The organism is Streptomonospora alba, from assembly GCF_000826685.1.
Lineage (GTDB): Bacteria > Actinomycetota > Actinomycetes > Streptosporangiales > Streptosporangiaceae > Streptomonospora > Streptomonospora alba.
This window is the reverse complement of sequence record NZ_JROO01000036.1, coordinates 40,328-66,450: the sequence shown is the minus strand read 5'-3', so window position 1 is coordinate 66,450 and position 26,123 is coordinate 40,328. Positions and strand designations below refer to the sequence as shown.

Annotated in this window: 19 protein-coding genes, 2 tRNA genes and 1 pseudogene; 17 read left to right on the top strand and 5 right to left on the bottom strand. The window is 72.8% G+C overall.

The window, feature by feature from the left end; translation table 11 throughout:
• The 3 genes and pseudogenes from LP52_RS27820 to LP52_RS29015 form a co-directional block, all read left to right on the top strand.
• Positions 1 to 696, top strand: a 696-nt coding sequence (locus LP52_RS27820; RefSeq protein WP_040275395.1) for a hypothetical protein, incomplete at its 5' end; no start/stop codon positions are given.
• Positions 693 to 1,130, top strand: a complete 438-nt coding sequence (locus LP52_RS18680; protein ID WP_040275394.1) for an XF1762 family protein — start codon at positions 693 to 695, stop codon at positions 1,128 to 1,130. The genes LP52_RS27820 and LP52_RS18680, both read left to right, overlap by 4 nt.
• A 507-nt stretch (positions 1,131 to 1,637) precedes the next feature.
• Positions 1,638 to 2,789 (top strand): annotated as a pseudogene (locus LP52_RS29015) (recombinase family protein); the annotation flags it as partial.
• A 541-nt stretch (positions 2,790 to 3,330) separates the two neighbouring features.
• Here LP52_RS29015 and LP52_RS18665 read toward each other — a convergent pair.
• Positions 3,331 to 3,415, bottom strand: a tRNA-Leu gene (locus LP52_RS18665).
• Between the two features lie 138 nt (positions 3,416 to 3,553).
• On the opposite strand from LP52_RS18665, the gene LP52_RS18660 reads away from it, so the two are divergent.
• From LP52_RS18660 to LP52_RS18645, 4 genes are all read left to right on the top strand, one after another.
• Positions 3,554 to 4,876, top strand: a complete 1,323-nt coding sequence (locus LP52_RS18660; protein WP_040275388.1) for a M20/M25/M40 family metallo-hydrolase — start codon at positions 3,554 to 3,556, stop codon at positions 4,874 to 4,876.
• A gap of 293 nt (positions 4,877 to 5,169) precedes the next feature.
• Positions 5,170 to 6,201 (top strand): hypothetical protein, encoded by a 1,032-nt coding sequence (locus tag LP52_RS18655; RefSeq protein ID WP_157036393.1) that lies wholly within the window; start codon positions 5,170 to 5,172, stop codon positions 6,199 to 6,201.
• A gap of 177 nt (positions 6,202 to 6,378) precedes the next feature.
• On the top strand, positions 6,379 to 7,128 hold the full coding sequence (locus tag LP52_RS18650; protein WP_040275385.1) for a chaplin: 750 nt from the start codon (positions 6,379 to 6,381) through the stop codon (positions 7,126 to 7,128).
• Positions 7,129 to 7,434: 306 nt separating this feature from the next.
• A complete protein-coding gene (locus tag LP52_RS18645) occupies positions 7,435 to 8,847 on the top strand; it encodes a hypothetical protein (protein WP_040275381.1) in 1,413 nt (470 codons plus the stop codon).
• 430 nt (positions 8,848 to 9,277) lie between these two features.
• Here the strand turns inward: LP52_RS18645 and LP52_RS18640 are convergent, their stop codons facing one another.
• Positions 9,278 to 9,463 carry a DUF5703 family protein gene (locus LP52_RS18640; RefSeq protein WP_040275380.1) on the bottom strand — a complete coding sequence of 62 codons (186 nt, stop codon included), beginning with the start codon at positions 9,461 to 9,463 and terminating at the stop codon, positions 9,278 to 9,280.
• Between the two features lie 231 nt (positions 9,464 to 9,694).
• On the opposite strand from LP52_RS18640, the gene topA reads away from it, so the two are divergent.
• The 6 genes from topA to LP52_RS18610 all read left to right on the top strand — a co-directional run bounded on the left by topA (position 9,695) and on the right by LP52_RS18610 (position 19,159).
• Positions 9,695 to 12,598: a type I DNA topoisomerase gene (gene topA, locus LP52_RS18635; protein ID WP_040275379.1), complete on the top strand. Its 2,904-nt coding sequence runs from the start codon at positions 9,695 to 9,697 to the stop codon at positions 12,596 to 12,598.
• A 402-nt stretch (positions 12,599 to 13,000) separates the two neighbouring features.
• A complete protein-coding gene (gene tmk / locus LP52_RS18630) occupies positions 13,001 to 15,397 on the top strand; it encodes a dTMP kinase (protein WP_040275378.1) in 2,397 nt (798 codons plus the stop codon).
• 187 nt (positions 15,398 to 15,584) lie between these two features.
• Positions 15,585 to 16,784, top strand: coding sequence for a DNA polymerase III subunit delta' (locus LP52_RS18625; protein ID WP_040275420.1), 1,200 nt, complete (start codon positions 15,585 to 15,587; stop codon positions 16,782 to 16,784).
• A gap of 155 nt (positions 16,785 to 16,939) precedes the next feature.
• Positions 16,940 to 18,490 carry an alpha/beta hydrolase gene (locus LP52_RS18620; protein WP_040275377.1) on the top strand — a complete coding sequence of 517 codons (1,551 nt, stop codon included), beginning with the start codon at positions 16,940 to 16,942 and terminating at the stop codon, positions 18,488 to 18,490.
• 115 nt (positions 18,491 to 18,605) lie between these two features.
• Positions 18,606 to 18,678: transfer RNA gene (locus LP52_RS18615), tRNA-Thr, on the top strand.
• Positions 18,679 to 18,808: 130 nt separating this feature from the next.
• On the top strand, positions 18,809 to 19,159 hold the full coding sequence (locus tag LP52_RS18610; protein WP_040275376.1) for a hypothetical protein: 351 nt from the start codon (positions 18,809 to 18,811) through the stop codon (positions 19,157 to 19,159).
• 253 nt (positions 19,160 to 19,412) lie between these two features.
• On the opposite strand, the gene LP52_RS18605 is transcribed toward LP52_RS18610, so the two are convergent.
• Positions 19,413 to 20,792, bottom strand: a complete 1,380-nt coding sequence (locus LP52_RS18605; RefSeq protein WP_040275374.1) for a family 4 glycosyl hydrolase — start codon at positions 20,790 to 20,792, stop codon at positions 19,413 to 19,415.
• Positions 20,793 to 20,961: 169 nt separating this feature from the next.
• Here LP52_RS18605 and LP52_RS18600 point away from each other — a divergent pair, with 169 nt between their 5' ends.
• The gene (locus LP52_RS18600) at positions 20,962 to 22,122 is read left to right on the top strand and encodes a carbohydrate kinase family protein (RefSeq protein ID WP_052810018.1); all 1,161 of its coding nucleotides are present in this window, start codon (positions 20,962 to 20,964) and stop codon (positions 22,120 to 22,122) included.
• A 137-nt stretch (positions 22,123 to 22,259) separates the two neighbouring features.
• On the opposite strand, the gene LP52_RS18595 is transcribed toward LP52_RS18600, so the two are convergent.
• On the bottom strand, positions 22,260 to 23,108 hold the full coding sequence (locus LP52_RS18595; RefSeq protein WP_040275373.1) for an exonuclease domain-containing protein: 849 nt from the start codon (positions 23,106 to 23,108) through the stop codon (positions 22,260 to 22,262).
• A gap of 260 nt (positions 23,109 to 23,368) precedes the next feature.
• Between LP52_RS18595 and LP52_RS18590 the strand changes: the two genes are divergently transcribed.
• Positions 23,369 to 23,623, top strand: a complete 255-nt coding sequence (locus tag LP52_RS18590; protein ID WP_040275372.1) for a hypothetical protein — start codon at positions 23,369 to 23,371, stop codon at positions 23,621 to 23,623.
• 99 nt (positions 23,624 to 23,722) lie between these two features.
• On the top strand, positions 23,723 to 24,091 hold the full coding sequence (locus tag LP52_RS18585; RefSeq protein WP_040275371.1) for a hypothetical protein: 369 nt from the start codon (positions 23,723 to 23,725) through the stop codon (positions 24,089 to 24,091).
• Between the two features lie 8 nt (positions 24,092 to 24,099).
• Here the strand turns inward: LP52_RS18585 and LP52_RS18580 are convergent, their stop codons facing one another.
• The gene (locus LP52_RS18580; protein ID WP_040275369.1) at positions 24,100 to 24,636 is read right to left on the bottom strand and encodes a hypothetical protein; all 537 of its coding nucleotides are present in this window, start codon (positions 24,634 to 24,636) and stop codon (positions 24,100 to 24,102) included.
• 737 nt (positions 24,637 to 25,373) lie between these two features.
• Here LP52_RS18580 and LP52_RS18575 point away from each other — a divergent pair.
• Positions 25,374 to 26,069, top strand: a complete 696-nt coding sequence (locus LP52_RS18575) for a hypothetical protein (protein WP_040275368.1) — start codon at positions 25,374 to 25,376, stop codon at positions 26,067 to 26,069.
• The last annotated feature ends 54 nt before the right edge of the window (positions 26,070 to 26,123 follow it).

Below are 26,123 nucleotides of genomic sequence, written 5' to 3'. Positions count from 1 at the left end.
GCCGTTGCCGCCGATGCCGGGATCCCCCTGCTGCGGGTTGCCGCCGGCAACATCCGCGCCGACGCCCTCGACCCCCGGCACCGATTCGCCAGCATGCCGTTGTTCCTCCACGGCCCCCACGGCGAGCGCCGGATGGGGCGGCGCCAGTGCACCAGCGAGTACAAGGTCCGCCCGCTCAAGCGCGAGACCCGCCGCCTACTCGGCTATCCGCATCCGGCACGTGTCCCCGCGGGGGTCCATGCCGAGCAGGCCATCGGCATCAGCGTCGACGAGGTCCACCGCGCCAAAGACGCCGACGTCGGCTATCTGCGCAACGTCTTCCCGCTGCTGGACATCGGCTGGAGTCGCCGCGACTGCGCCGCGTTCCTCACCCTCCACGGCCTCGGCGATACCCCCAAGTCCGCCTGCGTGGGCTGCCCGTTCCGCTCCAACGAGTCCTGGGCCGAGATGCGAGCCACCGATCCGGCCTCCTTCGAGGACGCCGTCGCCTTCGACGCCGCCATCCGCCACGGCCCTCCGGGCGCCACCGCGCACGGCATGCCACTGCACGGAACGGCCTACCTCCACCGCGACCGCATCCCCTTGGACCAGGTCGACCTCGGCATCGACACCGGCCCCGAGCCCGACGGGTGCTCGCCCTGGAGTTGCCGCGGCAGCGACGAGGAGGACACCGGCAACGACGGAGGTGACCGGTGAGCCTGCACCTGATTCCGGTCAGCCTGGCCGAAGCCAAGGCCTTCATCGAGGTCTTCCACCGCCACCTGCCGCCACCGCGCGGCCACAAGTTCAGCATCGGCGCCGCAGACCAGGCCGGTGTCCTGATCGCGGTCGCCGTCGTCGGGCGCCCCGTGGCGCGCGGGCTCGACGACGGCCGCACCCTGGAGGTCACCCGCCTGGCCACCGACGGCACGCCCAACGCCTGTTCGATGCTCTATGCCGCCTGCCGGCGCGCAGCCCGGGCCCTGGCCTATGAGCGCCTGATCACCTACACCCGCGCCGAGGAGCCCGGCACCTCCCTGCGCGCCGCCAACTGGACGCCGGCGGCGGCATTGCCACCGCGCGAGGACTGGCACCCGCCCCGCCGGCCCCGCGCTCAAGGTTCGGCCCGTATCCGATGGGAGGCGCCATGATCCCCCGCCTGCTGTTCGTCTCCTCCATGTCGTTGCCGCGAATCAGTTGCTCCCGGCGCCCGTGTGCCGGGCGGCATTGCCGCCCGGTGTCGCTCGGCAACCAGCCAGCGGTTTCTTCGTCGGGTGTTCGCCGCCGTTTCGCCACTGTGGCGCGATCGGAGTCGGCACGCCCTTACGGGAGTGACCGACGCGGCGTATCCGGCAATGCCTACCGTTGCCGCACCGGCGCTTGCCCCGAGGTGATGCCGCTGTGACTCGACGGGAAGAAAATGCTTCTGACCAGCTAAAACATGGTGTCGACGGTGGTGCGGACGCCTATCCTGGCGGGCACGAAAGCCGCGAAGCGTCGGATAACCCCCAGCAGGTCCGGGTGGTGCTTCCCGAGGACGCGCCCGTCCTCACTCCTCAAGCGGCCCGAGCGCTGCTGCGGATCATTCGCAGGGCGTACGCACAGCGATTCGCAGCCGATGAGCATGCCCCTCGATCAGACGAGGAAGCAGGTGACCGATGACCCACAGGCCGGTCGGCAACCCGATCCGAAAGCCCGGCTCCGAACCAACAGACTTTGCTTTCCTCGGACGAGTTTCCACCGAGGACCAGCAGGACCCGGAATCCTCACGGCAGTGGCAGCGCTCGCGCGCTACCGCCCTGATCCAGAACCACGGTGGGCACATCGTCGAGGAGTTCTTCGACATCGACCGCTCCCGCTCGGTGCCGCCGCAGCGGCGCCCGCAGGCCAGTCGGCTGCTGGACCTGCTGGCCAACCCCAACCGCGGATTCGATGCGGTGGTGGTCGGCGAGCCGCAGCGCGCGTTCTACGGCAACCAGTTCGCGATGACGTTCCCTATGTTCGAGCACTACAGCGTCCAGCTCTGGGTGCCCGAGATCGGCGGGGCGATCGACCCCGCGAACGAGGCCCACGAACTGATCATGTCGATGTACGGCGGGATCTCCAAGGGAGAGCGCACCCGCATCAAGACCCGGGTGCGCGCCGCCATGACCTCCCAAGCCCAGATGGAGGGGCGCTGGCTGGGCGGGCGCCCGCCGTACGGATACATGCTGGAGGACGTCGGCCCGCACCCCAACCCCGCCAAGGCCTCCGACGGCAAGCGGATGCACCGTCTGGTGCCCGACCCGCAGACCGAGTGGGTGGTGCGGCTCATCTTCGCTCACTTCCTCAATGGGTGGAGCATCGGGCAGCTCGCCGAGCACTTGACCCGTGAGGGCATCCCCTCGCCCTCGGCTTACGACCGCAAGCGCAACCGGCACCGCTCCGGCGTCGCCTGGGCCAAGGGCGCCATCCGGGTGATCCTGACCAACCCGCGCTACACCGGCCGCCAGGTCTGGGCCAAGCAGCGCAAGGACGAAGAACTCATCGACGTCCACGACGTGCAGCTCGGCCACACCACCAAACAGCGCTGGAACGACAAGGACGAGTGGGTGTGGTCGGAGCGGATCATGCATGAGTCCTTGATCCCTCAGGAAGCCTTCGACCAGGTCCAGCAGATCCTGGCCGCGCGCGGGACCGGGCCGACCTCCCACAAGCCGCACCGGCGCCGCTACCCCTACGTGCTGCGCACTCTGCTGTTTTGCGGGGTCTGCGACCGGCGGATGCAGGGCCAGTGGACCAACAACGCTCCTTATTACCGGTGCCGGTTCCCCCAGGAGTACGCGCTGGCCAACAAGATCGAGCACCCGCGCAACGTCTACCTGCGCGAAGACCTCGTGGTGCCGCAGCTCGACGCCTGGCTGGCGCGGGAGTTCGCCCCCGACCGCATCGACGAGACCATCGCCGCCATGGCGGCCAATCAAGGACACGACGAATACGCAGTCCAGGAGCAGCGGATCCGTATGGAGATCGAGGAGTGCGAGCGCCGGCTTCGCCAGTACCGCGATGCCCTGGACGGGGGCGCGGCGGCCTCAGCCGTGATCGAGTGGATCACTGAGGCCGAGAACCAGCGCCAAGCCGCCCAGGCCAAGCTGAAGCGCCTGCAAGCCCCCAGCGATCGCTTGGACGAGGCGACCATCACCCAGATGGTGCATGAATTGGGCGACATCGTCCGGGTCCTGGACGGGGCCGACTCCAATGACAAAGCCGAGCTGTACAAGCAGCTCGGCTTAAGGGCGACCTACAACCCCGGTGAGGAGACCGTTCAGGCTGACGTGGTCCTCAGCCCCAATCTCATAGGAGATTCGAAAGTGTCCGAGGGGGGACTTGAACCCCCATGCCCTATGCGGGCACTAGCACCTCAAGCTAGCGCGTCTACCTATTCCGCCACCCGGACGTGACTGCCCTGCACTTCGTGCGCTGGCGGAACCAACCATAGCAAAGGTCTGGGGCCGCTCGGACATCGTTTTGGGCTCCGGGGGGAGCATGGAAGGGTCGGGTCGGAGTCTGTGGTGAAGGGGAGGCGGTCGGCGTCATGGTGGATGCTGGTGACGGGGTGAGCTCAGCCGAGCGCGAGGTCGTCGATCTGTGCCGGGAGCTCATCGCCATCGATACGTCCAACTACGGTGACCACTCGGGTCCCGGGGAGCGGGCGGCGGCGGAGTACGTCGCCGGGAAGCTGGACGACGTCGGGATCGAACCGACGATCTACGAGTCGCATCCGGGGCGCAGCAGTGTCGTGGCGCGCGTGCCCGGGGCGGATCCCGGGCGGGCGCCGCTGCTGCTGCACGGGCACCTGGACGTCGTGCCCGCCGACGCCGCCGACTGGACGCACGACCCCTTCGGCGGGGAGATCGCCGACGGGTGCGTCTGGGGGCGCGGCGCGATCGACATGAAGGACATGGACGCCATGATCCTGTCCGTGCTGCGCCGGCGCATGCGCGAAGGGCGGCGGCCGCCGCGCGACATCGTGCTGGCCTTCCTCGCCGACGAGGAGGCCGGCGGCACCTGGGGCGCCCGTTTCCTCGTCGACCAGCACCCCGGGCTCTTCGCCGACTGCACCGAGGCGATCAGCGAGGTCGGCGGGTTCAGCGTCACCGTGGGCGAGAACCGGCGGCTGTACCTGGTCGAGACCGCGGAGAAGGGCATCGCGTGGATGCGCCTGAAGGCGCGGGGTACCGCCGGGCACGGGTCGATGACCAACGAGGACAACGCCGTGACCGAGCTCGCCGACGCCGTCGCGCGCCTGGGCCGGCACCGGTTCCCCCTCCGGCTGACCAAGACCGTGCGCACCTTCATGGAGGAGGTCTGCGCCGAGTTCGGCATCGAGTTCGACGAGAACGACGTGGAGTCCACCGTCGCCCGCCTGGGCTCGGTGGCCAGCATGATCGGCGCCACGCTGCGCCACACCGTCAACCCCACCGTGCTCGACGGCGGCTACAAGGCCAACGTCATCCCCGGCACGGCCACCGCCGAGGTCGACGGGCGCTTCCTGCCGGGCCTGGAGGACGAGTACTTCGCCGAGATCGACCGCCTGCTGGGCCCCAAGGTCAGCCGCGAGTTCATCCACCACCTGCCCTCCGTCGAGACCGGGTTCGAGGGCGGGATCGTCACCGCGATGTCGGAGTCGCTGCTGGCCGAGGACCCGGGAGCCAAGGCCGTCCCCTACTGCCTCTCCGGTGGTACCGACGCCAAGAGCTTCCAGTCGCTGGGCATCCGCAACTACGGCTTCGCGCCGCTGCGGCTGCCCGCGGAGATGAACTTCTCGGGCATGTTCCACGGCGTGGACGAGCGTGTGCCGATCGACGGGCTCCAGTTCGGTGTCCGGGTCCTCGACAGGTTCATCGACTTGAGCTGACCGGCGCGCCGGTCAGCGCGGGCGGGCCGCTGCCGACCGCCGCAGCAAGCCCGCCCGCCGAACGCCCCGCTGCGGCACCCCGCCGGTGCTGTGGCGCGGCCTTTGCCCGCTTTGTGGCCTGCGAAAACCGGCCCAGGAAAAAACCTCGGCCGGTTCCCGGCTTTGCTCCTTCACATTGCTCTCGGTGATGCTACGGTGACTTTCAGTTCGCAAGGCTGCGGCTTTGCGGATGCTTCACGTGGTCCGTCGCGCCACACCCGTAACCGTGCTCGTCGAAAGGGCGAAGGTTGTCCATGGTGCTCGCAGGTCGCATGCGGCGGGGTCGCCCCGCGCTCGCGAGCTGCCGCTCCATGGCCCGCGTCCTGGGCAGGGCGGGCGTGCTGACGGGCTTGGCCGCCGCCGGGTGGTTCCTGGGTACAGCGGCCGCCGGCGCCGACGAGCTTCCCGGCGCGGGCCTGGAGCCCGTCGCCGAGGTCGCCTCCGAGGCCGGCGCCGCCACCGGCCCGGCACCCGGCGAAGCCGGGTCCGGCGCGGACGGCGCGTCCGCGGCCGCCGACGCCGTGGCCGATCTCGAGGAGCGCGGCCGTTCCGCCGGCTCCCACGAGACCCCGGTGCTCACGTCGGTGGCCGAGTCCGACGGGGTCGCCGGCGCCGCCGACGCGGCCGAATCCGGTACCCGCGAGGTGGTGGAGACCACTGCGCAGGGCACCGGAAAGGTCGTGACCGGCACTGTGCGCGCCGGCCGCGAGGTCGGCGGTTTCGCCGATAGGTCCCTGAACGACTCCGAACTCGCCGGGACCGTCTCCGACGGACTCGGCGGCGAGGCCGGCCGTCTCCAGGAGCAACTGGAGCAGACCGTCGACCAGGGCCCGCAGACCGGGCTCGACGAGGTCGCGGCGACGCTCGCGCCGCCGCAGGCCGTCGGCGCGGCCGACGAGACCGGCGGTGCCGACGAGGCCGACTCCCGGCAGAGCGAGTCGGCCGGCGAGTCCGTCGACGAGTCCGCGACCGCCTCCGCCGACCCGGTGCAGCGGCCCGAGGCCCAGGCCATGGCCGCCGCTGCCGTCACCGGCCCGGCTTCCACCGGGTCCGGCCAGTCCGCCGGCTCCACCGACGTTCCGGAGCCGCTGACCGGATCCGCTCTGAACGACACCTCCGATTCCACCGGAACGGTGTCGTCCTCGCCGATCCCCGCCGCGCCCACGGGCTTTGAGACGAACCGCGCCAACGCGCTGCGGCTCGTCGCCCAGAGGGTCGCCCTGCCCGAGGATCCGGCCGTGGTCGTCCGCTACACCGCAGACGACCCGTCCTTCTCGCCTGACTAGTACGCGCCGTCCGGGCGTGCCGTCCGCGCACGCCTGACCGCTGCGCGCCTTCACGCGCATCGCCGAAGCCGGCGCGCGCCCGCTCCGCTCGCCTTCGCTCCGCGGTCACACGTCTGCCGTATACCGCCGCGCGAGCACCACCGTCCATCAGTACGACTCGTCACAAGGGATCGCCTTATGTCCAGGAAAACCACCACGGTGTTCGCCGCGATCGTCGCGGCCGGATTCTTCTCCGCCGCCCCGATCGCCTACGCCGACACCACGACCAGCGGGAACGGTTCCGTTCTCGGCGGCAACCAGGTCGGTGCCGACGCCGACGTCCCGGTGAACCTGTGCGGCAACGCCGTCGCCGTGCTCGGCACCGCCGGCGCCAAGTGCGAGGGAAGCGGGGCCTCCACCGGAGACTCCGGCTCCTCCGGCAGCGGCGCTTCGGTCTCGGAGTCCGAGGGGGACACCACGACGAGCGGAAACGGCTCCATCGGCGGCGGCAACCAGGTCGATGCCGACGCCGACGCTCCGGTGAACGCCTGCGGCAACGCCGTCGGCGTGCTCGGCAACGCGGGTGCCGACTGCGAGGGAGAAAGCAAGCAGACCCCGCCCGACGACGAGACCACGCCGCCCGACGACAAGACGACCCCGCCGGACGACGAGACCACCCCGCCCGGGTACGAGACGACCCCGCCGGACGACGAGACCACGCCGCCGGACGACGAGACCACCCCGCCCGGGTACGAGACGACCCCGCCGGACGACGAGACCACGCCTCCCGCTGACGACACCACCCCCAAGCCCCCGGTGAGCGACGGCGGAGGCGACCTTCCGGTCACCGGCGCAGGGCTGCTGCCGCTGCTGGCGGCCGCCGGAGGCGCGGTGCTCGCCGGCCTGGGCCTGCTGGCCCTCGTCCGCCGCAAGGCCGACCACTCCTGATCCGTTCGGCTCCCCGGTCGCCACGACCGGGGGGCTGACGCGAGCCCCGCGTCGCGGCCACGCCGCGGGACTCACGTCAGCCTCTCCTCAGCCGGAGGGGAGCTGCCCAGGGGCTCGCCGCCCGCCGGACGCCGATCCCGGCGCCGGGCGGGAGCGTTCCTCGCGCTCCGCGCAGCCCGTACCCCCCAGGTGCGCAGCGGCGGAGCGCCTCCGGCCGCGCCTGCGAGCGCCCCCGCCAGGGGCGAGAGCGCCGCGGCCCCGCATCCATCTCACTCAGCTGCACAAACGTTTCGAAAGGACTCCCACATGCGTACGTGGGTTCGCACATCCGCAAAGACGGCGGTGCTCACAGCCGGCTTCGTGGCCCTGGGCGCCGGCGTCACCTTCGCCGACAGCCACCCCACCACCACCGGGAACGGCTCCGCGCTGAGCGGGAACCAGCTGGTGGGCAACCTGGACGTCCCGGTCAACGTGTCGGGCAACGCGGTCGGCGGGGTGCTGGGCGTCGCGGGCGCCGCCTCGCACGGCGACGGCGCGGCCGTCGTCGACAGCGGCGGCAGCGGGCCGCACACCTCGGGCAACGGTTCGCTGCTGAGCGGCAACCAGGCCGTGCTCGACGGCGACGTCCCGGTCAACGTGTCGGGCAACGCGGTCGGCGCGGTGCTGGGCACCGCCGGCGCCGCGTCCCACGGCAGCGGATCGGCGGTCGTCGAGGGCGACGGCGGCCACCACCACCGGGGCGACACCGTCAGCTCCAGCGGCAACGGGGCCCTGGCCAGCGCCAACCAGATCGTCGCCGACCTGGACGTTCCGGTGAACGCCTCGGGCAACGCGGTCGGCGCGGTCGCCGGAGTCGCCGGCGCGGCCGCGAACGACACCGGCGCCCTGGTCGCCGAGGGCGGCCACCACGGCAAGGGCCACGGCAAGGGCCACGGCTCCGACGGCTACCACCGCCACCAGGCCGCTCCCGCGGAAGGCGGGGGCCTGCTGGAGTGGGCGAACCTGGGCCGCCCGCTCCACCTCAGCCCGAACGCGGTCGACGCGGGCCCGGTGGTGCACCAGCGCGCCGGAGACGGCGGCGACGACATCATGACCTCGGGCAACGGATCCGCGCTGAGCGGCAACCAGCTGGTGGGCGACCTGGACGTTCCGGTGAACGCCTCGGGCAACGCGATCGCAGCAGTGGGAGGCGTCGCGGGGGCCGCCTCCCACGACACCGGTGCCGTCGTCGTCGACAAGGGCGACGACGACATCATGACCTCGGGCAACGGAGCGCTGCTGAGCGGCAACCAGGCCGTGCTCGACGGCGACGTCCCGGTCAACGTGTCGGGCAACGCGGTCGGCGCGGTGCTGGGCACCGCCGGCGCCGCGTCCCACGGCGACGGCGCCGCGGTGATCGAGGGCGCGGGCGGCGACGTCCGCCACACCGCCGACGAGACCGTGCCGCAGGCCGCCGGCACCCTGCCGGAGACCTCCGAGGTCGCCGACCGGGCCGCCGAGGAGCTGCCGCTGCGCAACGAGCTGCCCGACCCCTCCGGCGTGCTGCCGCTGAACGCGGAGGTGCCCGGGACCGAGGCGATCGAGTCGCAGGTGCCGTCCGAGGTGCCCGCGCCCACTGAGGCCGCCCCCGAGGAGCTGAGCGGCCTGGCCGAGGCGACCGAGCAGGGGTCCGGCGCTGTCGGCGGGATCGAGGACCAGGTGGGCGACCTGGGCCTGTAAGCCCGGACGCGGCCCCGCACCCGGCCCGGCCGGGAGGCGGAGCGCCGCGGTGACGAATGGACCGGCGCGCGGCCGGCGTGGTGCTCTCCCGTAATGCAAGGACGTCGTGGTGGACGGCGGGGGAGTCGGGACGGCGGCCGTGTCGCTGTAGCGGCGAGTCCTTCCGGGGCTTCCGTGACGGACCGGCGCCCGGCCGGTGCGGTCTCCCGCAAGCAAGGATGTCGTGGTGGACAGGCGGGGGCCCACCGGCCGTGGCGGCGGTCCTCTCGGAGCTTCCGAGAGGGCTCGCCGCTCGTGTGTGCGCAACTTCGCACACGGCAGGGACGGCGGGCACGCGGGGTCACCGGGGGCGGTGGTCAGGGATGCGGGCGGGCCGGATCCGGCCACGTCGGCTCCGGCGGCCGGAGGCGCGCCCCAAGTGTGGTGGAAATCACATCAGCGGCGTCTGTCGGAGGATCTTCCTGCGTAGCGTCACGTATCGGCTTCCGTCGGGAAACAGGCGTACCCGGGCGAGTTCCCACTTTCCATACTCGGCCTGCTCGGTCAGCGCCTGGCGTGTGACACTGCGCGATGTGCCGCGGGGGAAGCGGATCTCCCGGTATTCGTACTCAAGCATCGCTCTCATTCTGCGACCGTCCGCGGTGTTCGTGCCATACCGTTCGTACACGTGAACCTCCGGTCCCACCGGTCGCGGCCTCGTCCGCAAGCGGGGGTCGGCGGTTCCCGCCGTCTCGGGAGGGCGGGATCGCGTCGCCGTCGGTTACCGTCAGTGGCTGGGAATTCCGATGGCTCACGAACCCGTTGACCGGTCGCACAGACAGCGCAAGGCGAGATGTAGGGGAAAAGCGTGCCACCCAAGAAGGGCAGCGCCGGCGAGAACGGCTCCACGGACACTGGCCAGCAGAACGGCACCACCCGGCTGGTCGTCGTCGAGTCGTCCGTCAAGGCCAAGACCATCGCCGGCTATCTCGGCCGCGGATACGTCGTGGAGTCCAGCGTCGGCCACATCCGCGACCTGCCCACCAAGGCCGCCGATGTCCCGGCGCGCTACAAGGGCGAGTCGTGGGCGAGGCTCGGGGTGGACGTCGAGCACGACTTCAAGCCCCTCTACGTCGTCACTCCGGATAAGAAGCCGCAGGTCAAGCGACTCAAAGAGCTGATCGCCGAGGCCGACGAACTCTACCTCGCCACAGATGAGGACCGGGAGGGCGAGGCGATCGCCTGGCACCTGCTCGAGGAGCTGAAGCCCCGGATCCCCGTACGCCGCATGGTGTTCAACGAGATCACCAAGGACGCCATCCGCCACGCCGCCGAGAACACCCGCGACCTGAACCTCCGGCTGGTCGACGCCCAGGAGACCCGGCGCGTCCTCGACCGCCTCTACGGCTACGAGGTCTCTCCCGTGCTGTGGAAGAAGGTCATGGTGCCCAAGCTCTCGGCGGGGCGGGTGCAGTCGGTGGCCACGCGGCTGGTCGTCGAGCGGGAGCGCGAGCGGATCTCCTTCGTATCGGCCGACTACTGGGGTCTCAAGGCGGTCTTCGACGCGGTGGGCCGCGGCTCCGACGGCGAGCCGACGAACTTCACCGCGGCCCTGGCCAGTGTGGACGGCGCCCGGGTGGCGGTGGGCCGCGATTTCACCTCCTCGGGCGAGCTGCGCTCGTCCTCGGGCGCGCTGCACCTGGACGAGGAGGCGGCGCGCGGCCTGGTGCAGCGGCTGGCGGGCAGCGACTTCGCGGTGCGCTCGGTGGAGCGCAAGCCCTACAAGCGCTCGCCCTACGCTCCCTTCCGCACCACCACGCTGCAGCAGGAGGCGTCGCGCAAGCTGGGGCTGTCCTCCAAGCAGACCATGCAGGTGGCCCAGCGGCTGTACGAGAACGGGTTCATCACCTACATGCGCACCGACAGCACCACGCTGTCGGAGAACGCGATCGCCGCGGCCCGCGACCAGGCCACCCGCCTCTACGGCACCGACTACCTGCCGGACAAGCCGCGCGCCTACTCCAGCAAGGTGAAGAACGCCCAGGAGGCCCACGAGGCCGTCCGCCCGGCCGGCGACACCTTCCGCACCCCCGCCGAGACCGGGCTGAGCGGTGCGGAGTTCCGCCTCTACGAGCTGATCTGGAAGCGCACGGTCGCCTCCCAGATGAAGGACGCGGTCGGCGAGTCGGTGACCGTCAAGGTGACCGGCACCTCCACCGCCGGCGAGGTGGCCGAGTTCACCGGCACCGGCAAGGTCATCACCTTCCACGGGTTCCTCAAGGCCTATGTCGAGGGATCCGACGATCCCGACGCCGAGCTCGACGACCGCGAGCGCCGCCTGCCGCCGCTCGAGGAGGACGACCCGCTCAAGGCCGAGGAGGTCGAGGCCGAGGGCCACAGCACCCGCCCGCCGGCGCGCTACACCGAGGCCAGCCTGGTCAAGGAGCTGGAGGACCGCGGAATCGGGCGGCCCTCCACCTACGCCTCGATCATCGGAACCATCCTCGACCGCGGCTACGTGTTCCGGAAGGGTTCGGCGCTGGTGCCGTCCTTCCTGGCCTTCGCGGTGGTGCAGCTGCTGGAGCGGCACTTCGGCAACCTGGTCGACTACGACTTCACCGCCCGCATGGAGGACATGCTCGACGGCATCGCCCGCGGCGAGGCCGAGAGCGTGCCGTGGCTGCGCCGGTTCTACTACGGCGGCGACGACGAGCCGGGGCTCAAGGAGCTCGTGGGCGACCAGCTCAGCGAGATCGACCCCAAGGAGGTCAGCTCCTTCCCGCTGCTGGGCACCGACATCATGATCCGCGTAGGGCGCTACGGCCCCTACATGGAGCGTGACAGCCAGCGTGTGAACATCCCCGAGGAACTGGCCCCGGACGAGCTGACCCCGGAGAAGGCCGAGGAGCTGTTCGCCCAGCCCAGCGGCGACCGCGAGCTGGGCGACGACCCCGAGACCGGGCGCCGGATCGTCGCGCGCAACGGACGGTTCGGCCCCTACGTCACCGAGGTGCTGGAGGAGTCCGAGTCCGAGGCGTCCTCCAGCGGCGGCAAGTCCAAGTCGAAGTCCAAGAACGCGCCCAAGCCGCGCACCGCGTCGCTGCTGAAGTCGATGTCTCTGGACACGATCACCCTCGAAGACGCGCTCAAGCTGCTGTCGCTGCCGCGGGTGGTGGGCGAGATCGACGGTGATCAGGTCACCGCGCAGAACGGCCGCTTCGGTCCTTACCTGCGCAAGGGCACCGACAGCCGCTCGCTGGAGACCGAGGAGCAGATCTTCACGATCACCGTCGAGCAGGCCAGGGAACTGTTCGCCCAGCCCAAGCAGCGCGGCCGCCGCGCCGCGGCCGCGGCCCCGCTGCGCGAGCTGGGCAACGACCCCGAGACGGGCAAGCCGATGGTGGTCAAGGACGGCCGCTTCGGCCCGTATGTGACCGACGGGGAGACCAACGCCTCGCTGCGCAAGGGCGACGAGGTGGAGGCGATCACCGACGCGCGGGCCGGCGAGCTGCTGGCCGAGCGGCGAGCCAAGGCGCCGGCCAAGAAGTCCACGGGCAAGTCGTCCTCGGCCGACTCCTCCTCCAGCAAGTCGACCAAGTCGACCAAGTCGGCGAAGTCCTCAACCGACTCTTCGGCGTCCTCGTCCTCCAAGTCGACGGGCACGAAGAAGACGGGCGCCAAGAAGGGCACGGCAGGCAAGAAGGGCACGACCGCCACCGCCGGCTCCGGCACCAAGGACGGGACTCCCAAGGGCGGGGCCTCGCAGGGCTGATCCCGGCCCGGCACGGCTCGGCGGCCCTCGGCGGCGCAGCGCCCGGAGTGTGAGCGGACGCGCGGTGTGACCGAAACGTCACGCGCGCCCCTCGCGCCGCACCCCTCCAGGTCGGCGCCCGCATCCGGCCTTCCCACCGGTGTACGCGCCCGCGTGCGGCGCGCCGCAGGGGGTGGCGTCCGCATGCGCCCGGCGTTACAGTGCCGCGAACGCTCTCTGCACGCCGCGCGGCGCGAGGCGCGGGGATTTGGACCCCGCACTGCCGAGCGAGCTAACGCCTTCTCCCTGTCTCGCACTAGGCTGGCGACTGCGCCCGCAGCATGAGCCGGTCGCCGCCGTCCCCGGCCCGATCGGGGCACAAGCCCACTTCCCAGCATCAGAACAGTCGATACCTTTATCGCTATGAGCAGATCTGCCCCCCTAGGAGCGCCGGGCGAGGCGCGCGGCGTCCTGTCCAGCAAGCCGTTCCGCCGCCTGTGGGCCGCGCTGTCGCTGTCCAGCCTCGGCGACTGGCTCGGCTTGCTCACACTCCTCGCCCTGGCCGCCGCGCTGACCGCCGACGCGGATCCGATGACCCGGGCCTATGCGGTCGCGGGAGCCGCCGCGGTCAAGCTCGCACCCCCGGTGCTGCTGAGCCCACTGGCCGGCCTGCTGGCCGACCGGTTCGACCGGCGGCTGACCATGGTCGTCGCCGACGCCGTGCGCGCCCTTCTCTACCTCTCCGTTCCTCTCGCCGGGCGCCTGGACTGGCTGCTCATCGCCGGCTTCCTCGCCGAGATCGCGGCGCTGGCGTGGGGCCCGGCCAAGGACGCCGCTCTCACCGGGCTGGTGCCCAAGCGCCGACTGGACCAGGCCACCCGGCTGGGAGTGCTGACCTCTTACGGGACAGCCCCGGTTGCCGGCGCGGTCTTCGCCGTGCTGGCGTCGTTGAGCTGGCTGGTGGGCGCCCTGCTGCCCGGAGGCGGCGAGCGAGCGGATGCCTTCCTGACCCCCCAGACCGACGCGGCCCTGTACGCCGCCGCGGTGGCGTACCTGGCAGCGGCGCTGACCGCCTGGGCGCTGCCCAAGCCGCGCCGGTCCGCGGCGGAGACCCCGCCGACGGCGGCACCGGCGGGCCCGGCCGCGGTGCCGGGCGCGGCCGCCGAGAACGAGCGCACCACCCCGCTGGCCACAGGCGCGCAGTCGTCGGACAACGAGGCCACCGCTCAACTGCAGACGACCGAAGCCGCCGACGATGCGGCCGCCGGAAACGAGCGCACCGCACCGCTGGCCACGGGTGCACGGTCGTCGGACAACGAGCGCACCGAGCAGTTCGCGCCGGCACCGCAGGGCACCGAAGCCGCCTCCGCCCAGCCCTCGGCGCAGCGCCCGGAGCCCGCGCAGCCTGCCGAAGAGCGCTACCGGCCGGAGAACCTCCTGCGCACGCTGTGGCAGGGCGGCCGGTTCGCCGGCACGACCCCGCTGGTGCGCGGGCTGCTGGCCGGCATGGTCAGCGTGTTCCCCGCCGTGGCCGCTGTGGCAGGCGTCGCCCGGCTGCATGTGGCGAGCCTGGGAGCGGGCAACGCCGGGTTCGGTGTGCTCTTCGCCGCCGTGTTCGCGGGCATGGGGCTGGGCATGCTCGCCGGTCCGCGCATCCTGCACAACCTCAGCCGCCCGCGGCTGTTCGCGGTGAGCATGGCCGCGGCCGCCGTCGCGCTGCTGGCCGCGGGCCTGATCCCGAACATGGTCATGGCCGCCGTGCTGGTCACGTTGGCCGGCTGTGCCGCCGGCGCCGCCTGGATCACCGGCATCACCCTGATCCACCAGGAGCTGGAAGAGGACATCCGCACCCGCACCCTGGGCTATCTCAACGCCGTGGCCCGCGCCGAGCTGCTCGTCGCGGTGGTGGCCGCGCCCCTGCTCGCCGCGGTCATCGGCGACTACACGCTCGGCTACGGCGACCTCAGCTACGGCTTCCTCGGCACCGGTGCGGTGCTGCTCATCGCGGGCGTGCTGGTGCTGCCGGCCTCGCTGATCACCTACCGCCGGGTCGACCGCGGCGGCGAGGTGGCGCTTTCGAGGGAGCTGCTGGCCGCACTGCGCGGCGTGCCGCTGCCCACCACCGACGTCCAGCAGGAGGAGCGGCGCCTGCCGGGCACCTTCATCGTCCTGGAAGGCGGCGAGGGCGCCGGCAAGTCCACGCAGGCCGGGCGCCTGTCGGTGTGGCTGCGCGACGAGGGCTTCGAGGTGGTGACCACCCGCGAGCCCGGTTCGACCAAGCTGGGAATGCGGCTGCGGGCGCTGCTGCTGGACCGCGAGGACACCGAGATGTCGGCGCGTGCCGAGGCGCTGCTGTATGCGGCCGACCGCGCCGAGCACGTCTCGTCGGTGATCCTGCCGGCGTTGCGCCGCGGCGCGATCGTCATCAGCGACCGCTACGTCGACTCGACTCTGGCCTACCAGGGGGCCGGCCGCGAACTGGTCCGCGACGACATCGAGCGCGTCAACGAATGGGCGACCGAGGAGCTGGTCCCGCACCTGACCGTGCTCCTGGACATCCCGCCCGACCAGGGGCTCTCGCGGCTCGGCGGCACCACCGACCGCATGGAGGCCGAGTCGGAGGAGTTCCACACGCGCGTGCGCCAGAGCTTCCGCGAGCTGGCGGAGCGCGACCCGTCCCGCTACCTCGTCATCGACGCGCGTGAGCCCGCCGAGGAGCTCACCCGCGAGATCCAGCGGCGCCTGCGCCCGCTGCTTCCCGACCCTGTGCCGAAGGACGCCGAGGCGATCACCGGCATGATGCCCACGATCAAGGAATAGTGCCCCACGCAACGCGGCACACCGGCCGCCGGAGTCCCCGCGACTCCGGCGGCCGGTTCGCGTCCGCCGAGCCGCGCGCTTGCGGCGGCCGAGTGTCGGTGCAGCGGCCTATCCTGGAGCCGGACCGGGGCGGCGCCGCCGTCCCCGGCAGGCCGAATCGGCGATGGAGCGGCAGCGGGGCGCAGCGGTGAGCGAACGAACGGAACCCGACCAGGCCGGCGTCTTCGGCGACCTGGTGGGCCAGGAGGCCGCGGTCGAGCGGCTGCGTGCGGCGGTGCGGGCCGCCGACGACCTGCTCGCCGGCGGGCCGGGCGAGGGAATGACCCACGCGTGGCTGTTCACCGGCCCTCCCGGATCCGGGCGGGCCGCGGCGGCGCGCGCGTTCGCCGCCGCGCTGCAGTGCCGCTCGGGCGGCTGCGGTTCGTGCGACGCCTGCCACCAGGTGCTCGCCGGCACGCACGCCGACGTCCTCTACGTACGCCCCAGTGGGCTGAGCTTCGGCGTCGACAAGACCCGCGAGCTGGTGCTGAAGGCGGCGTCGCGGCCCACCGGCGGCCGCTTCCGCATCGTGTTGTTCGAGGACGCCGACCGCGCCACCGAGGCCGCGTCCAACGCGCTGCTCAAGGCCGTCGAGGAGCCCTCACCGCGCACGGTGTGGCTGCTGTGCACCCCCACCGCCGAGGACATGCTGGTCACCATCCGCTCGCGCTGCCGCCAGGTCGCCCTGGGCGCGGCGCCCACCCGGGCGGTGGCCGACCTGCTGGTCCGGCGCGAGGGCGTCACCCCCGACCAGGCGGCCGAGGCCGCCCGGGCAGCCGCGGGCAACGTCGAGCGCGCGCGGCAGTTGGCCACCGACGCCGAGGCGCGGGACCGGCGCTCGGAGGTGCTGGGGATGCCGGCCCGGCTGGACGGCACGGGTGCGTGCGTGGCAGCGGCGGCGCGGCTGTACGAGCTCGCCGAGGCCGAGGCCAAGGCCACGACGACCGGCCTGGACGAACGCGAGCGCGCCGACCTCAAGGCCGCCTTCGGCGAGGGGTCCACGGGCAAGGGCGTGGCCAAGGCGGTGCGCGGCGCCTCGGGCGCGCTCAAGGACCTGGACGAGCAGCAGAAGCGCCGGGCGACCCGGATCAAGCGCGACACCTACGACACCGCGCTGATGGACCTTGTGGCGTTCTACCGCGACGTGCTTGCCGTGCAGCTCGGTGCGCGGGTGGAGCTGTCCACGGCGAGCCACGAGGGCGATCTGCAGCGCGTCGCGCGCTCGTCCACGCCGGAGTCCACCCTGCGCCGCATCGACGCCATCATGCTCTGCCGCGAGCGCATCGCCGCCAACGTGCACCCGCAGATCGCCATGGAGGCGATGACCGCGGCGCTCTACCAGGGCTGAGGGCCGGCGCAGCGCCACCGGCCGGCCCTGGCCGCACGGGGCTGCGGACGGCCGGGGCCCGCGGATTACCGCGCGGCTAGGGTGTCGCTGTGGACACCACGAAGGCATCCCCCACCCCGCCCCGGGGGCGCCCATCCCGGCCTCCTGCGCGGCGCATGCTGCGCGCGGCGGCAGCGGCGCTCGCCCTTGCCGCCGCGGCCGCCGGCTGCCACGGCTCGGGCGGCGACGAGGCCCCGCCCGGCGCATCCGACGCATCCGACGCTCCCAGCGGCGCGCCTGCGCGGTTCTACGGCCAGCAGGTCGACTGGCGCGACTGCGGCGACGACGGCGCCCAGTGCGGCACCGTCGAGGTCCCGCTCGACTACGACGAGCCCGCAGGCGAGCGGCTGGAGATCGCGGTGCAGCGGATACCCGCCACCGGAGGCCGCCCCGTCGGCTCGCTTGTGGTCAATCCCGGCGGGCCCGGAGGATCGGGATTCGAGTACGCCGAGACGGCGGCCCGTACGTTCGGCGCCTCCGTCCGCGAGCGCTTCGACATCGTGGGCTTCGACCCGCGCGGCGTGGAGCGCAGCTCGCCCCTCACCTGCCTGCGGCGGTCGGGGATGGACGACTTCATCGCCGTCGACTTCACCGGCCGCGACGGCGGCTCGGACCCCGCCGAGGTCGGCGACGAGGGCCTCGACGAACTCGCCCGGCTCAACCGGGGGTTCGTCGAGGGCTGCCGGGAGCACTCCGGCGAGCTGATGATGCACATGGGCACCGACGAGGTCGCACGCGACATGGACGTGCTGCGCTCGGCGCTGGGCGACGACAGGCTCAGCTTCCTCGGCAAGTCCTACGGCACCTACCTCGGCGCGCACTACGCCGACACGTTCCCCGAGCGGGTCCGGGCGCTCGTGCTCGACGGCGCGATGGACCCCTCGGCCGACATCGTGGAGCTGGGCATGCGCCAAGCCGAGGGCTCCGAGAGGGCGCTGCGGTCCTTCATCGGTGACTGCCTGGAGCGGGCCGACTGCCCGCTGGGCGATAGGGGGGACGGGGTCGAAGCCGCGGTCGAGCGGCTGACCGGCCTGCTCGAAGAAGCCGGTCACGAGCCGCTGCGCAGCGAACTCGACGACGGGCGCACGGCCGGTCGCTCTTGGCTGGAGCTGGGGATCCACTCGGCGCTCTACAGCGAGAGTTCCTGGCCCGAGCTGCGCACCGCCCTGAGCGAGGCCTTCGACGGAGACGGAACCCGGCTGTTGCGGATGGGCGGAGAGCTCTACAACCGCGACGACGCCGACGCGTACACCAATTACACCTCCGCGCTGGTCACGGTGAACTGCTCCGACCGGCGGAGTCCGCGCGACATCGACGCCTTCGCCGAGGCGGCCGAGCGGGCCGACGAGGACGCTCCGTTGTTCGGGGCGGCTCTCACCTGGGGCGGGCTGACCTGCGCCTACTGGCCTGAACAGGCGGTGGCCGAGCCCGAGCCGCTGGACGCCCCCGGCGCGCCGCCCATCCTGGTCGTGGGCACCACCCGGGACTCGGCCACACCGTATGAATGGGCCGAGAACATGGCCGCGGAGCTGGAGTCGGGCGTGCTGCTGACCCGTGACGGCGACGGCCACACCGCCTACGGGCGCGGCAACGAGTGCGTGGACGAGGCCGTCGACGCCTATCTGCTGCGAGCGGAGCCTCCCGAGGAGGGCACCGTGTGCTCGTGACAGGAAGCGGGCCGAGATGCGGCGGGTGGCGGCCGGGCGCGGCGGGTCGGTTCCGCGTACCGATCGGCGGCGTGAAGGCGCTACACTGGTGATCGCTCCGCGCAGGCGGGGCTGTGCCGCCTTAGCTCAGTCGGTAGAGCGATTCACTCGTAATGAATAGGTCGCCGGTTCGATTCCGGCAGGCGGCTCCCTTCGACAGGCCCGGTCCGACCCCATCGGTCGGCCCGGGCCTTTCACTGTGCCGTGGTGTGCACCTCCGCGCCTTCGCGTATACGCACGGACGGTGAGAATTTCGGCGCGCTGGGTAGTCATCGGGGTATGAGCCTGCTGCTGATGGTGCTGGCGCTGCTGGGAGCACTGGCCGTGCTCGGCACGGGCGCCTGGGTGGCGGCGCAGCTGCGCCGCGGCGACCAGGACGTGGAACCGGGCGCGGCCGCTCCGGCGGTCGCCGCCCCGGCCGACCCGCCCGCCGGCGGCTACACCCTGCTCGAAGACGGCCGGGAGCGAGCGGAGGCCGCGCTTCCGGGAGACACGCTGGCCCGCGTCCGCGGCCTCCTCGCCGAAGGCCGCGGCAACGAGGCCGTCGGCGCGGTCCGCGACGCCACCGGCTGCGGCCCGCAGCGGGCCGAGGAGATCGTCGCGGAGATCCGCGACGCGGAGCGGCCGTAGCGCCGGCGACTGAGGGCAGCCGAGGTCGGGAGCGGCCTCGGTCGGTTGCGGTGCGCGGACGGCCGAGCGACCTCCGGCCCTCCTGCGCCCGATCGTCCGCTTCTCCGCGAGGCGGCCGCATCTACCGCGTGCTTTCCACCCGCCCTCCTGAGCACCCGCGACGGGGGGAGCCACGCGATAGACGCCGTCCCGGCCGGCCGAGCGGCCGGCTTCTCGGCGGAACCGGGGAGCGCCGTCGGCCCGCTTGGTTCTCTCACGCGTTCGGCAGCACTTCTCCCAGGTCGGGGAACGCCTCCAGGTAGCGGTCCAGGAGGGTGTGGGCGGTGGTCACCGAGTCCACCAGCGGATGGGTGCCGAAGGCCCGCAGAGCCGCGGTGCGCGAGCCGGTGCGGACCGCCTCCATGACGTCGCGCTCCGCCGACTTCACCGCCAACACCAGCGCCGACTGGTGCCCCGCGAGCGGGGAGACCGACAGCGGCTGCGCGCCGCCGGCGTCGACGAGGCAGGGCACCTCGACCACCGCGTCCTCGTCCAGCCCGGCCAGGGCGCCGCGGTTGCGCACGTCCACGATGAGCCGGGCCGGCTCGTCGCGCGCCAGCGCCCGCATCACCGCCAGCGCCACCTCCTCGTAGCCTCCGCCGTCCAGGTCTTCGCCGGCGCGCTCGACGCCCCCGGCGGCACGGCGGTTGTCGGCCATGTAGCCGCGCTCGCGCGCCAGCCGCGCGCGGTCCCACAGCTCGAACGCCTCGCCCGGCCGCGCGGAGGCTTCGCGGTAGAAGCCGCGCTGCTGCTCCACCAGCTCCTCGCCGCGCGTCAGGCCCTCGCGGGCGGTGTCGGCGGAGGCGGCGGCCGCCTCGCGCGCCATGTAGTAGTAATGCAGGTATTCGTTGGGCAGCGCGCCCAGGGCGCGCACCCATTCGGCGCCGAAGAGGCGGCCCTCCTCGAAGGACTCCAGCGCTTCGGCGTCGGCCAGCAGCTCCGGCAGCCGGTCGCGGCCGCCGCTCCACAGGCCGCGCAGCCATCCCAGGTGGTTCAGTCCGGCGTAGTCGGCACGAACCGCCGCCGGGTCCAGGCCGAGTGCGCGGGCCGCGCGGCGGGTCAGGCCGACGGGGGAGTCGCAGATGCCGATCACGCGGTCGCCGAGCACCTCCGACATCGCCTCGGTGACCAGGCCCGCCGGGTTGGTGAAGTTGACGACCCAGGCCTCGGGAGCGTGCTCGGCGACCGCGCGGGCGACGCGCTGGGCGATGGGCAGGGTGCGCAGGCCGTAGCTGATGCCGCCGGCGCCGACCGTCTCCTGGCCGAGCACCCCGGCTGACAGCGCGACGCGCTCGTCGGTGACCCGTCCCGGCATCGCGCCGACCCGGATGGCCGAGAAGACCGTCCCCGCCCCGTCCAGGGCCTCGGGCAGGCTTTCCGCGGTGCGCACGGTCAGCTGCAGCCGCCCGTGCGCGGCACGGTGGGCGTCGCGCTGGCGGTCGAGCACGGCGCGGATGCCGCGCAGCCGGTGCTCGTCGGGGTCGAACAGCACCACCTCGGAGACGACGGCGTCGCTGCGCAGGGACTCGGCGAGCAGGGCGCGGTGCACCAGCGGTACGCGGAACCCGCCGCCGCCGAGAATTGCCAGTCGCACGTATGCGCCTCCTCTCCCCGGAACGCTCGCCCGCTCCACCGTAGTCGGCCCCGGCTCGGGCGAATGTGCGCGAGATCAAGCGTGCCTACGGCGGCCGCCTTGCGTAGCCTGCATGTCCAGGACCTTCGGGCAGGAGCCCTCACGGGGGCGGGCGATCGCAAGGATGACCATGGGCGTGCAGAAGCGCGGTAGCGGGAAGGGCAAGCAGGTGCCGACGGCCGACGGCAGGCTGGAGTCGGCGCCCCTCGTCGGCCTGCCGCACGACGTCCTGGCCTCCGAGCGCGAGCCGGACAGCCCGGCCGTCGACCTGGCGCTCAGCGGGACCGTCTTCTTCGACATCGTCTTGACCGGACTGACCGCTCCGCCCGCCGCCGGAACCGAGGTGGGAGCCGAGGGTATGGGCTCGTGCCCGGGCGGTGTGGCCAACCCGGCCGTCGCGGCGTCGCGGCTGGGACTGCGCACGGCGGTGGCGGCGGCCTTCGGCGAGGACGTCTACGGCGACTTCGCCTGGGAGACGCTGAGCGTGCAGGAGCGCGTCGACCTGTCGGCGTCGCGGCGCATTCCCGACTGGCATTCGCCCTTCACCGTGTCGCTGGCCTTCCGCGGCGACCGCAGCATGGTCACGCACGAGCACCCCTCGCCCACGCCCCAGGCCGAGATGGCCCGTGCGCTGCCGCAGGCCCGCGCGGCCTTCGTCAGTCTGAGCATGAACGACGGCATGCCGCAGTGGGCTCTGGACCAGGCCGCCAACGGGGCGCGGATCTTCGCCGACGTGGGCTGGGACGACAGCGAGACCTGGAGCGGGTCGGTGCTGGAGCAGCTGCGGCACTGCGACGTGTTCATGCCCAACGCCATCGAGGCGATGTCCTACACCCGCACCGGCAGTCCGGCATCGGCGCTGTCGGCACTGGCCGAGTGGGTGCCGGTGGCGGTGGTCACCGACGGGCCGCGCGGTGCGCTGGCCGTCGACCAGTGCACCGGCGAGAGCGCCGAGGTGGAAGGGCTGGTGCTGGAGGCCATCGACACCACGGGGGCCGGCGACGTGTTCGGCGCCGCGTTCGTCGTGGGGACGCTGGCCAACTGGCCGCTGGAGCAGCGGTTGCGGTTCGCCAACCTGTCGGCCGCGCTGTCTCTGCGCCACACCGGCGGGTCGCTGTCCGCGCCGGGCTGGGCCGACATCGCGTCGTGGTGGGGCCAGACCGCGGCCGGCCAGAGCGGGAGCGAGCGCAAGCTGGCCCGCGACTACGCCTTCCTGGCCGACCTGGTGCCGCTGTCGTGGCTGCCCACCGAGCAGCGCCGCGCCAGCGCCACCATCGGCTTGCGTACCTAGCTCGCGCGTGTTCGAGGGGGCGCCGGCCTACTGCGCGGCGCCCCGCGCCGAAGCGGCGCTTCGCTCCTGGGGCGCGGGGCCCGCGCCGTTGCGCCGCCCGCTGCGGACGGAACGGTCCGACACACCCTGCACGGCGCTCAGACGGCCGCGCAGGGCCAGGTGCCGTCGACGACGGTGCCGTGGTCGGGGCGGCGCTTGTCGAGCCACTCCTGGCGGCTTCGGGCGTAGGCCGCGGCCCATTCGATCTGGCGGCGGTGCAGTTCCTCCAGGCCCAGTGCCGCGACGTCGGGGCGGCGCGCGGCGATCTCGCACGCCAGCGCGAGGCAGGCCGCCGCGTCGCCCACGGCGGTGTGGGCGCCGTGCAGGCTGACGCCGTAGAACTCGCACATGGCCGCGAGGTTGCGGGACCCGCGCCGATAAGGGTCGCTGCCGCGGTCGATGACCAGGGGGTCGAGAACGGGGGAGACGGTGTCGGTGCCGATGCGCTCGCTCAGCGGCGCGAGCTCGTGGCGCTGGAGCTCGCTCGCCAGCACCGTCAGGTCGAAGGGGGCGTTGAAGATCGCCAGGCCCTGTCCGGACATCAGATGGGCGCTGACGGCTTCGGCGATCTCGTCCAGGGCCTTGGCCGCGGGCACCCCTTCGTCGCGGGCGCGCTCGTTGGTGATGCCGTGGACGGCGATGGCGTCATCGGGGATCTCGCGGTCGCCGGGGTCGACCAGCCAGGTGCGTTCGGTGCCCGCGGAGTCGACGAAGGCGGCGGAGACGAGGAAGGCCGTGCGTGGATCGCGCGCGGAGGTCTCGCAGTCGTAGCCGGCGAGCGGGCCGGTGTGCCAGCCGAGGTGGTCGCCGCGCGGCGGGGGCTCGGGGCGGGGTTCGTGTTCGGTGCAGTAGGTACGCCACCTCCCGTCCTGTTTGAGGACGACTCCGGCCTGGGTCGCGACGGGGGTGCCGCAGGAGGTGCATGTTCCCGGGAAGCGGTTGCGCATCGTACTCTCCTGCTCTCTTCGGATCCCGGTCATGGTAGCGGCGGGCGACGACGTTCCCTGCCGTTTCGGGGATCGAGGGCAGTGCGCGGGCTCGGGGGCGCGCCGCTGTGCGGGGAGTCACGCAGGGGGCGACATGACCCCTGGGTCATGGGGGTAGAGAGATTCAACGCGCGGCTCCTCGCGACGGATTCGCGCATGGAGCACCCGGAGGCCGAACGTCGCGGTCGGGTGAGGCCGCACGCCGTAGGGAAGGGGAGACCATGAGCCTGGACGAGGCAGGACGCCAGCTCGAAGCCGCCATCCACGACGCACGCGTGGCGTTCGACTGCATCGAACTGGACGATCTGGAGCGGGCGCATACCAACGCGATCACCGCGCGTGCGGCCGTCGACGCCGCGGAGTACGCCCTCCGGGTCGAGGTGGAGCGGCGCACCGAGGAGGAGGCTTCGCAGGAGGGGGAGTCGTCGCAGGAGTCCTCGGATTCGGCGGGCTCCTCGGAGGAGCTGCCGGGGTAGGCCCGGCTGCCCCTCCCCCCCCGGGGGCGCGGGACGGTCCCTCGAAGCGGACGGCCTCCCGGTATCGAACACGTGTACGGGTTCAGGTAGGCTTGTGGCATGCCTGACCAGCAGTTATCTCCGGACTGGCCGGAGAGCGTGCACCCGCCGGGCTCGGACTCGTTCGAGCAGACAGCCACGGTCTGGCTGTTCGACCACGTGCCTGCCGATTACCGGTTGCACGGCGTGCTGCGACGGCATCCGGTGGCGCTCTCGCGGCTGGCGCGCCAGCACGTCGCCTTCTCGCTCGAAGGGGCGCGCCAAGGGTACCGCACCGCCCGGGTGGAGCTTCGCGACCATCTGCCCCAGCACGCCGTCGACCAGGTCATGCACGCCTACCAGGCTGAGGGAAAGCGCATGGCGGCCCTGCTGCGGTCGATCGAGGCCGTGGACGAGGCACTGCGCGCGGCGGCGGGCGGACCCGAATAGGCGCGGCCTCAGCCGGTGATGCGCACGACCACCGCGGGCTCGCCCCCGGTGTTGATGAGCTGGTGGCCGTCGCCCGACCCCAGTACCCGGGCACGCTCGCCTGTCAGCTCCTGGACCGCCTGCATCCGGTGGTCGGGCGCGATGGTGACCATGTGCACGCGGCCGTGCGCCACATGCAGCACGGCCGCATCGCGCGGGCCCGGTGCCGGTACCGCGGCGAATCCGTTGGGCTCCAGGACCAGGGTGCTCACGCGCATCCGCCCGGACACGGCACGGCGGACAGCGCGCGGCGCGGGCTGCCAGCGCCCCCTGAGGCGGGGCCGCAGCACCGGCCGCGCCAGCGCCGACGCTGCGGCGCGGGCAGCGGCCGCAAGCCGCCCGATGGTCGGTGCACTGCGCGTCTGCAGGTGCGGGTAGGGGGCGGGATGCCCGGCGAGCACGATGTCGCCGATGCCTTCGGGCGAGGAGGGCGATCGCTCTGCGTGTTCGTGCCGGCGCTCGGTGTGTTCGGTGGCGGTCGCGGTAGCGGAGGTTTCGCTGGTCATGGGTGCAGCTGTCCTTAGGCGTGGAGTGCTCGGCGCGGGCGCCGGAGCTGCGCGGATGCGGGGGGCCGGTCCGGCCGGGCGCCGGGCGCCAGGGGCGTCCGCCGACAGGCGTCGGCGCAGTGGGACCTGCGGGGTCGCGCGGAAAGGCGCCGTCAGGCGGCGGCCTGCGGCGCGCCGCGGTTCAGCGGTGGTCGCGGCAGGGCGGACAGCAACACAGGCAGCGCGCACCGACCGCACGGCGAGCGCCGACGAAGGCGCTGCGAGCCATGAGGGGCCGATCAGAACGGGTGCGCGGATGCATACCGCTAAGAACACCAACACCCGCGCGGAGTGTCAAGCGATACCCGTGCATGCGGAGTGTCGCTCGTATCACTCGGCACGACACGCGCGCCGAACCGCGGAGTGCGTACGCCGGGCGAGCAGGGGGAACCGCAGCTCATGGCCCGGAATCGGGGGATGTGTCCGGGCCGATTTCAGGTAAACGCGTTGCGGTGCCGCCTGATTCGGTGATGGCATAAGAGGCCGCTAAAAGACCGGAAATCCGCGGGGCGGCCGCGGTCGCGGCCCGTATCGGCGCACCGGCTCGGCGCGGAGGCCGGCCGCGGGGCGAGTGCGCGCATCGCCGGCCCGCACGGGCGCGCGGAGCGGAGACCGCCAGGCCGCCGACCGGTCGGCACGGGGGAGCGGGACGGGAACGAGTGCGCGCCTGTTCGCGCGGGTCGCGCCGGAGGTGATCGTTGGGGGGCGATGGAGCGGTCCGGCCGGACGGATCCGGGCGCTCCTCCGCCGCGCCCGACGGCGGATGGGCCCGGACCGCGGTACGTGCGCTGATCTCGGCCGCCGCCGGGATCATGGCCGCGGGCTTCCTGGACGTGCAGGCGGGTGTCCTGGTGGCAGGCCTGACCGCCTTCAGCTATGTCCTGCTCGACGCGGCCGGACGACGCCCGCCCTCGGGCGCGGGCGGATTGCGCTGGGCGCTGCGGACGCTGCGCGGCACCGGCTACCGGCTCGTCCGCGACGGCGCCGCCCGCTATGTGGCGGTAGGTCCCGGCGGGGTGTTCCTGCTGGTGGCCACAGGGCGTCCCGCGGCGCCGCACGGCAGGCGCGGGTGGCGCGTCGGCGGGATGCCGGCCGACCGGATCGCCGAGCGCCTGGCGACGCAGGCGGTCCGCCTGGACCGCGTCCTGGCCGCCGAAGAGGGAGCCGCGCCCAGCCGCGGGAGCGGCGGCGCGGCGGACACTCCGGCGACGACGGCGGTGGTGCTGGTCGCCGGGCGACGACCGGGACCGGTCGTGGAGTTCGAACCGGGGCGGGTGCTGCTGGCGCGCCCCCGCCCCGCCGTCAGGCACATCCTCACCCGGGACTCCGTGCTCTCCGCCGGGCGGATCGAGCGCATCGCCGGGCGGATCGAGCGCCATCTGCACGCGGACTGATCCGGCTCACGCAGCGCGGCGCTCAGCGGTCGGCAGCGTGCCGCCACCCCTGGG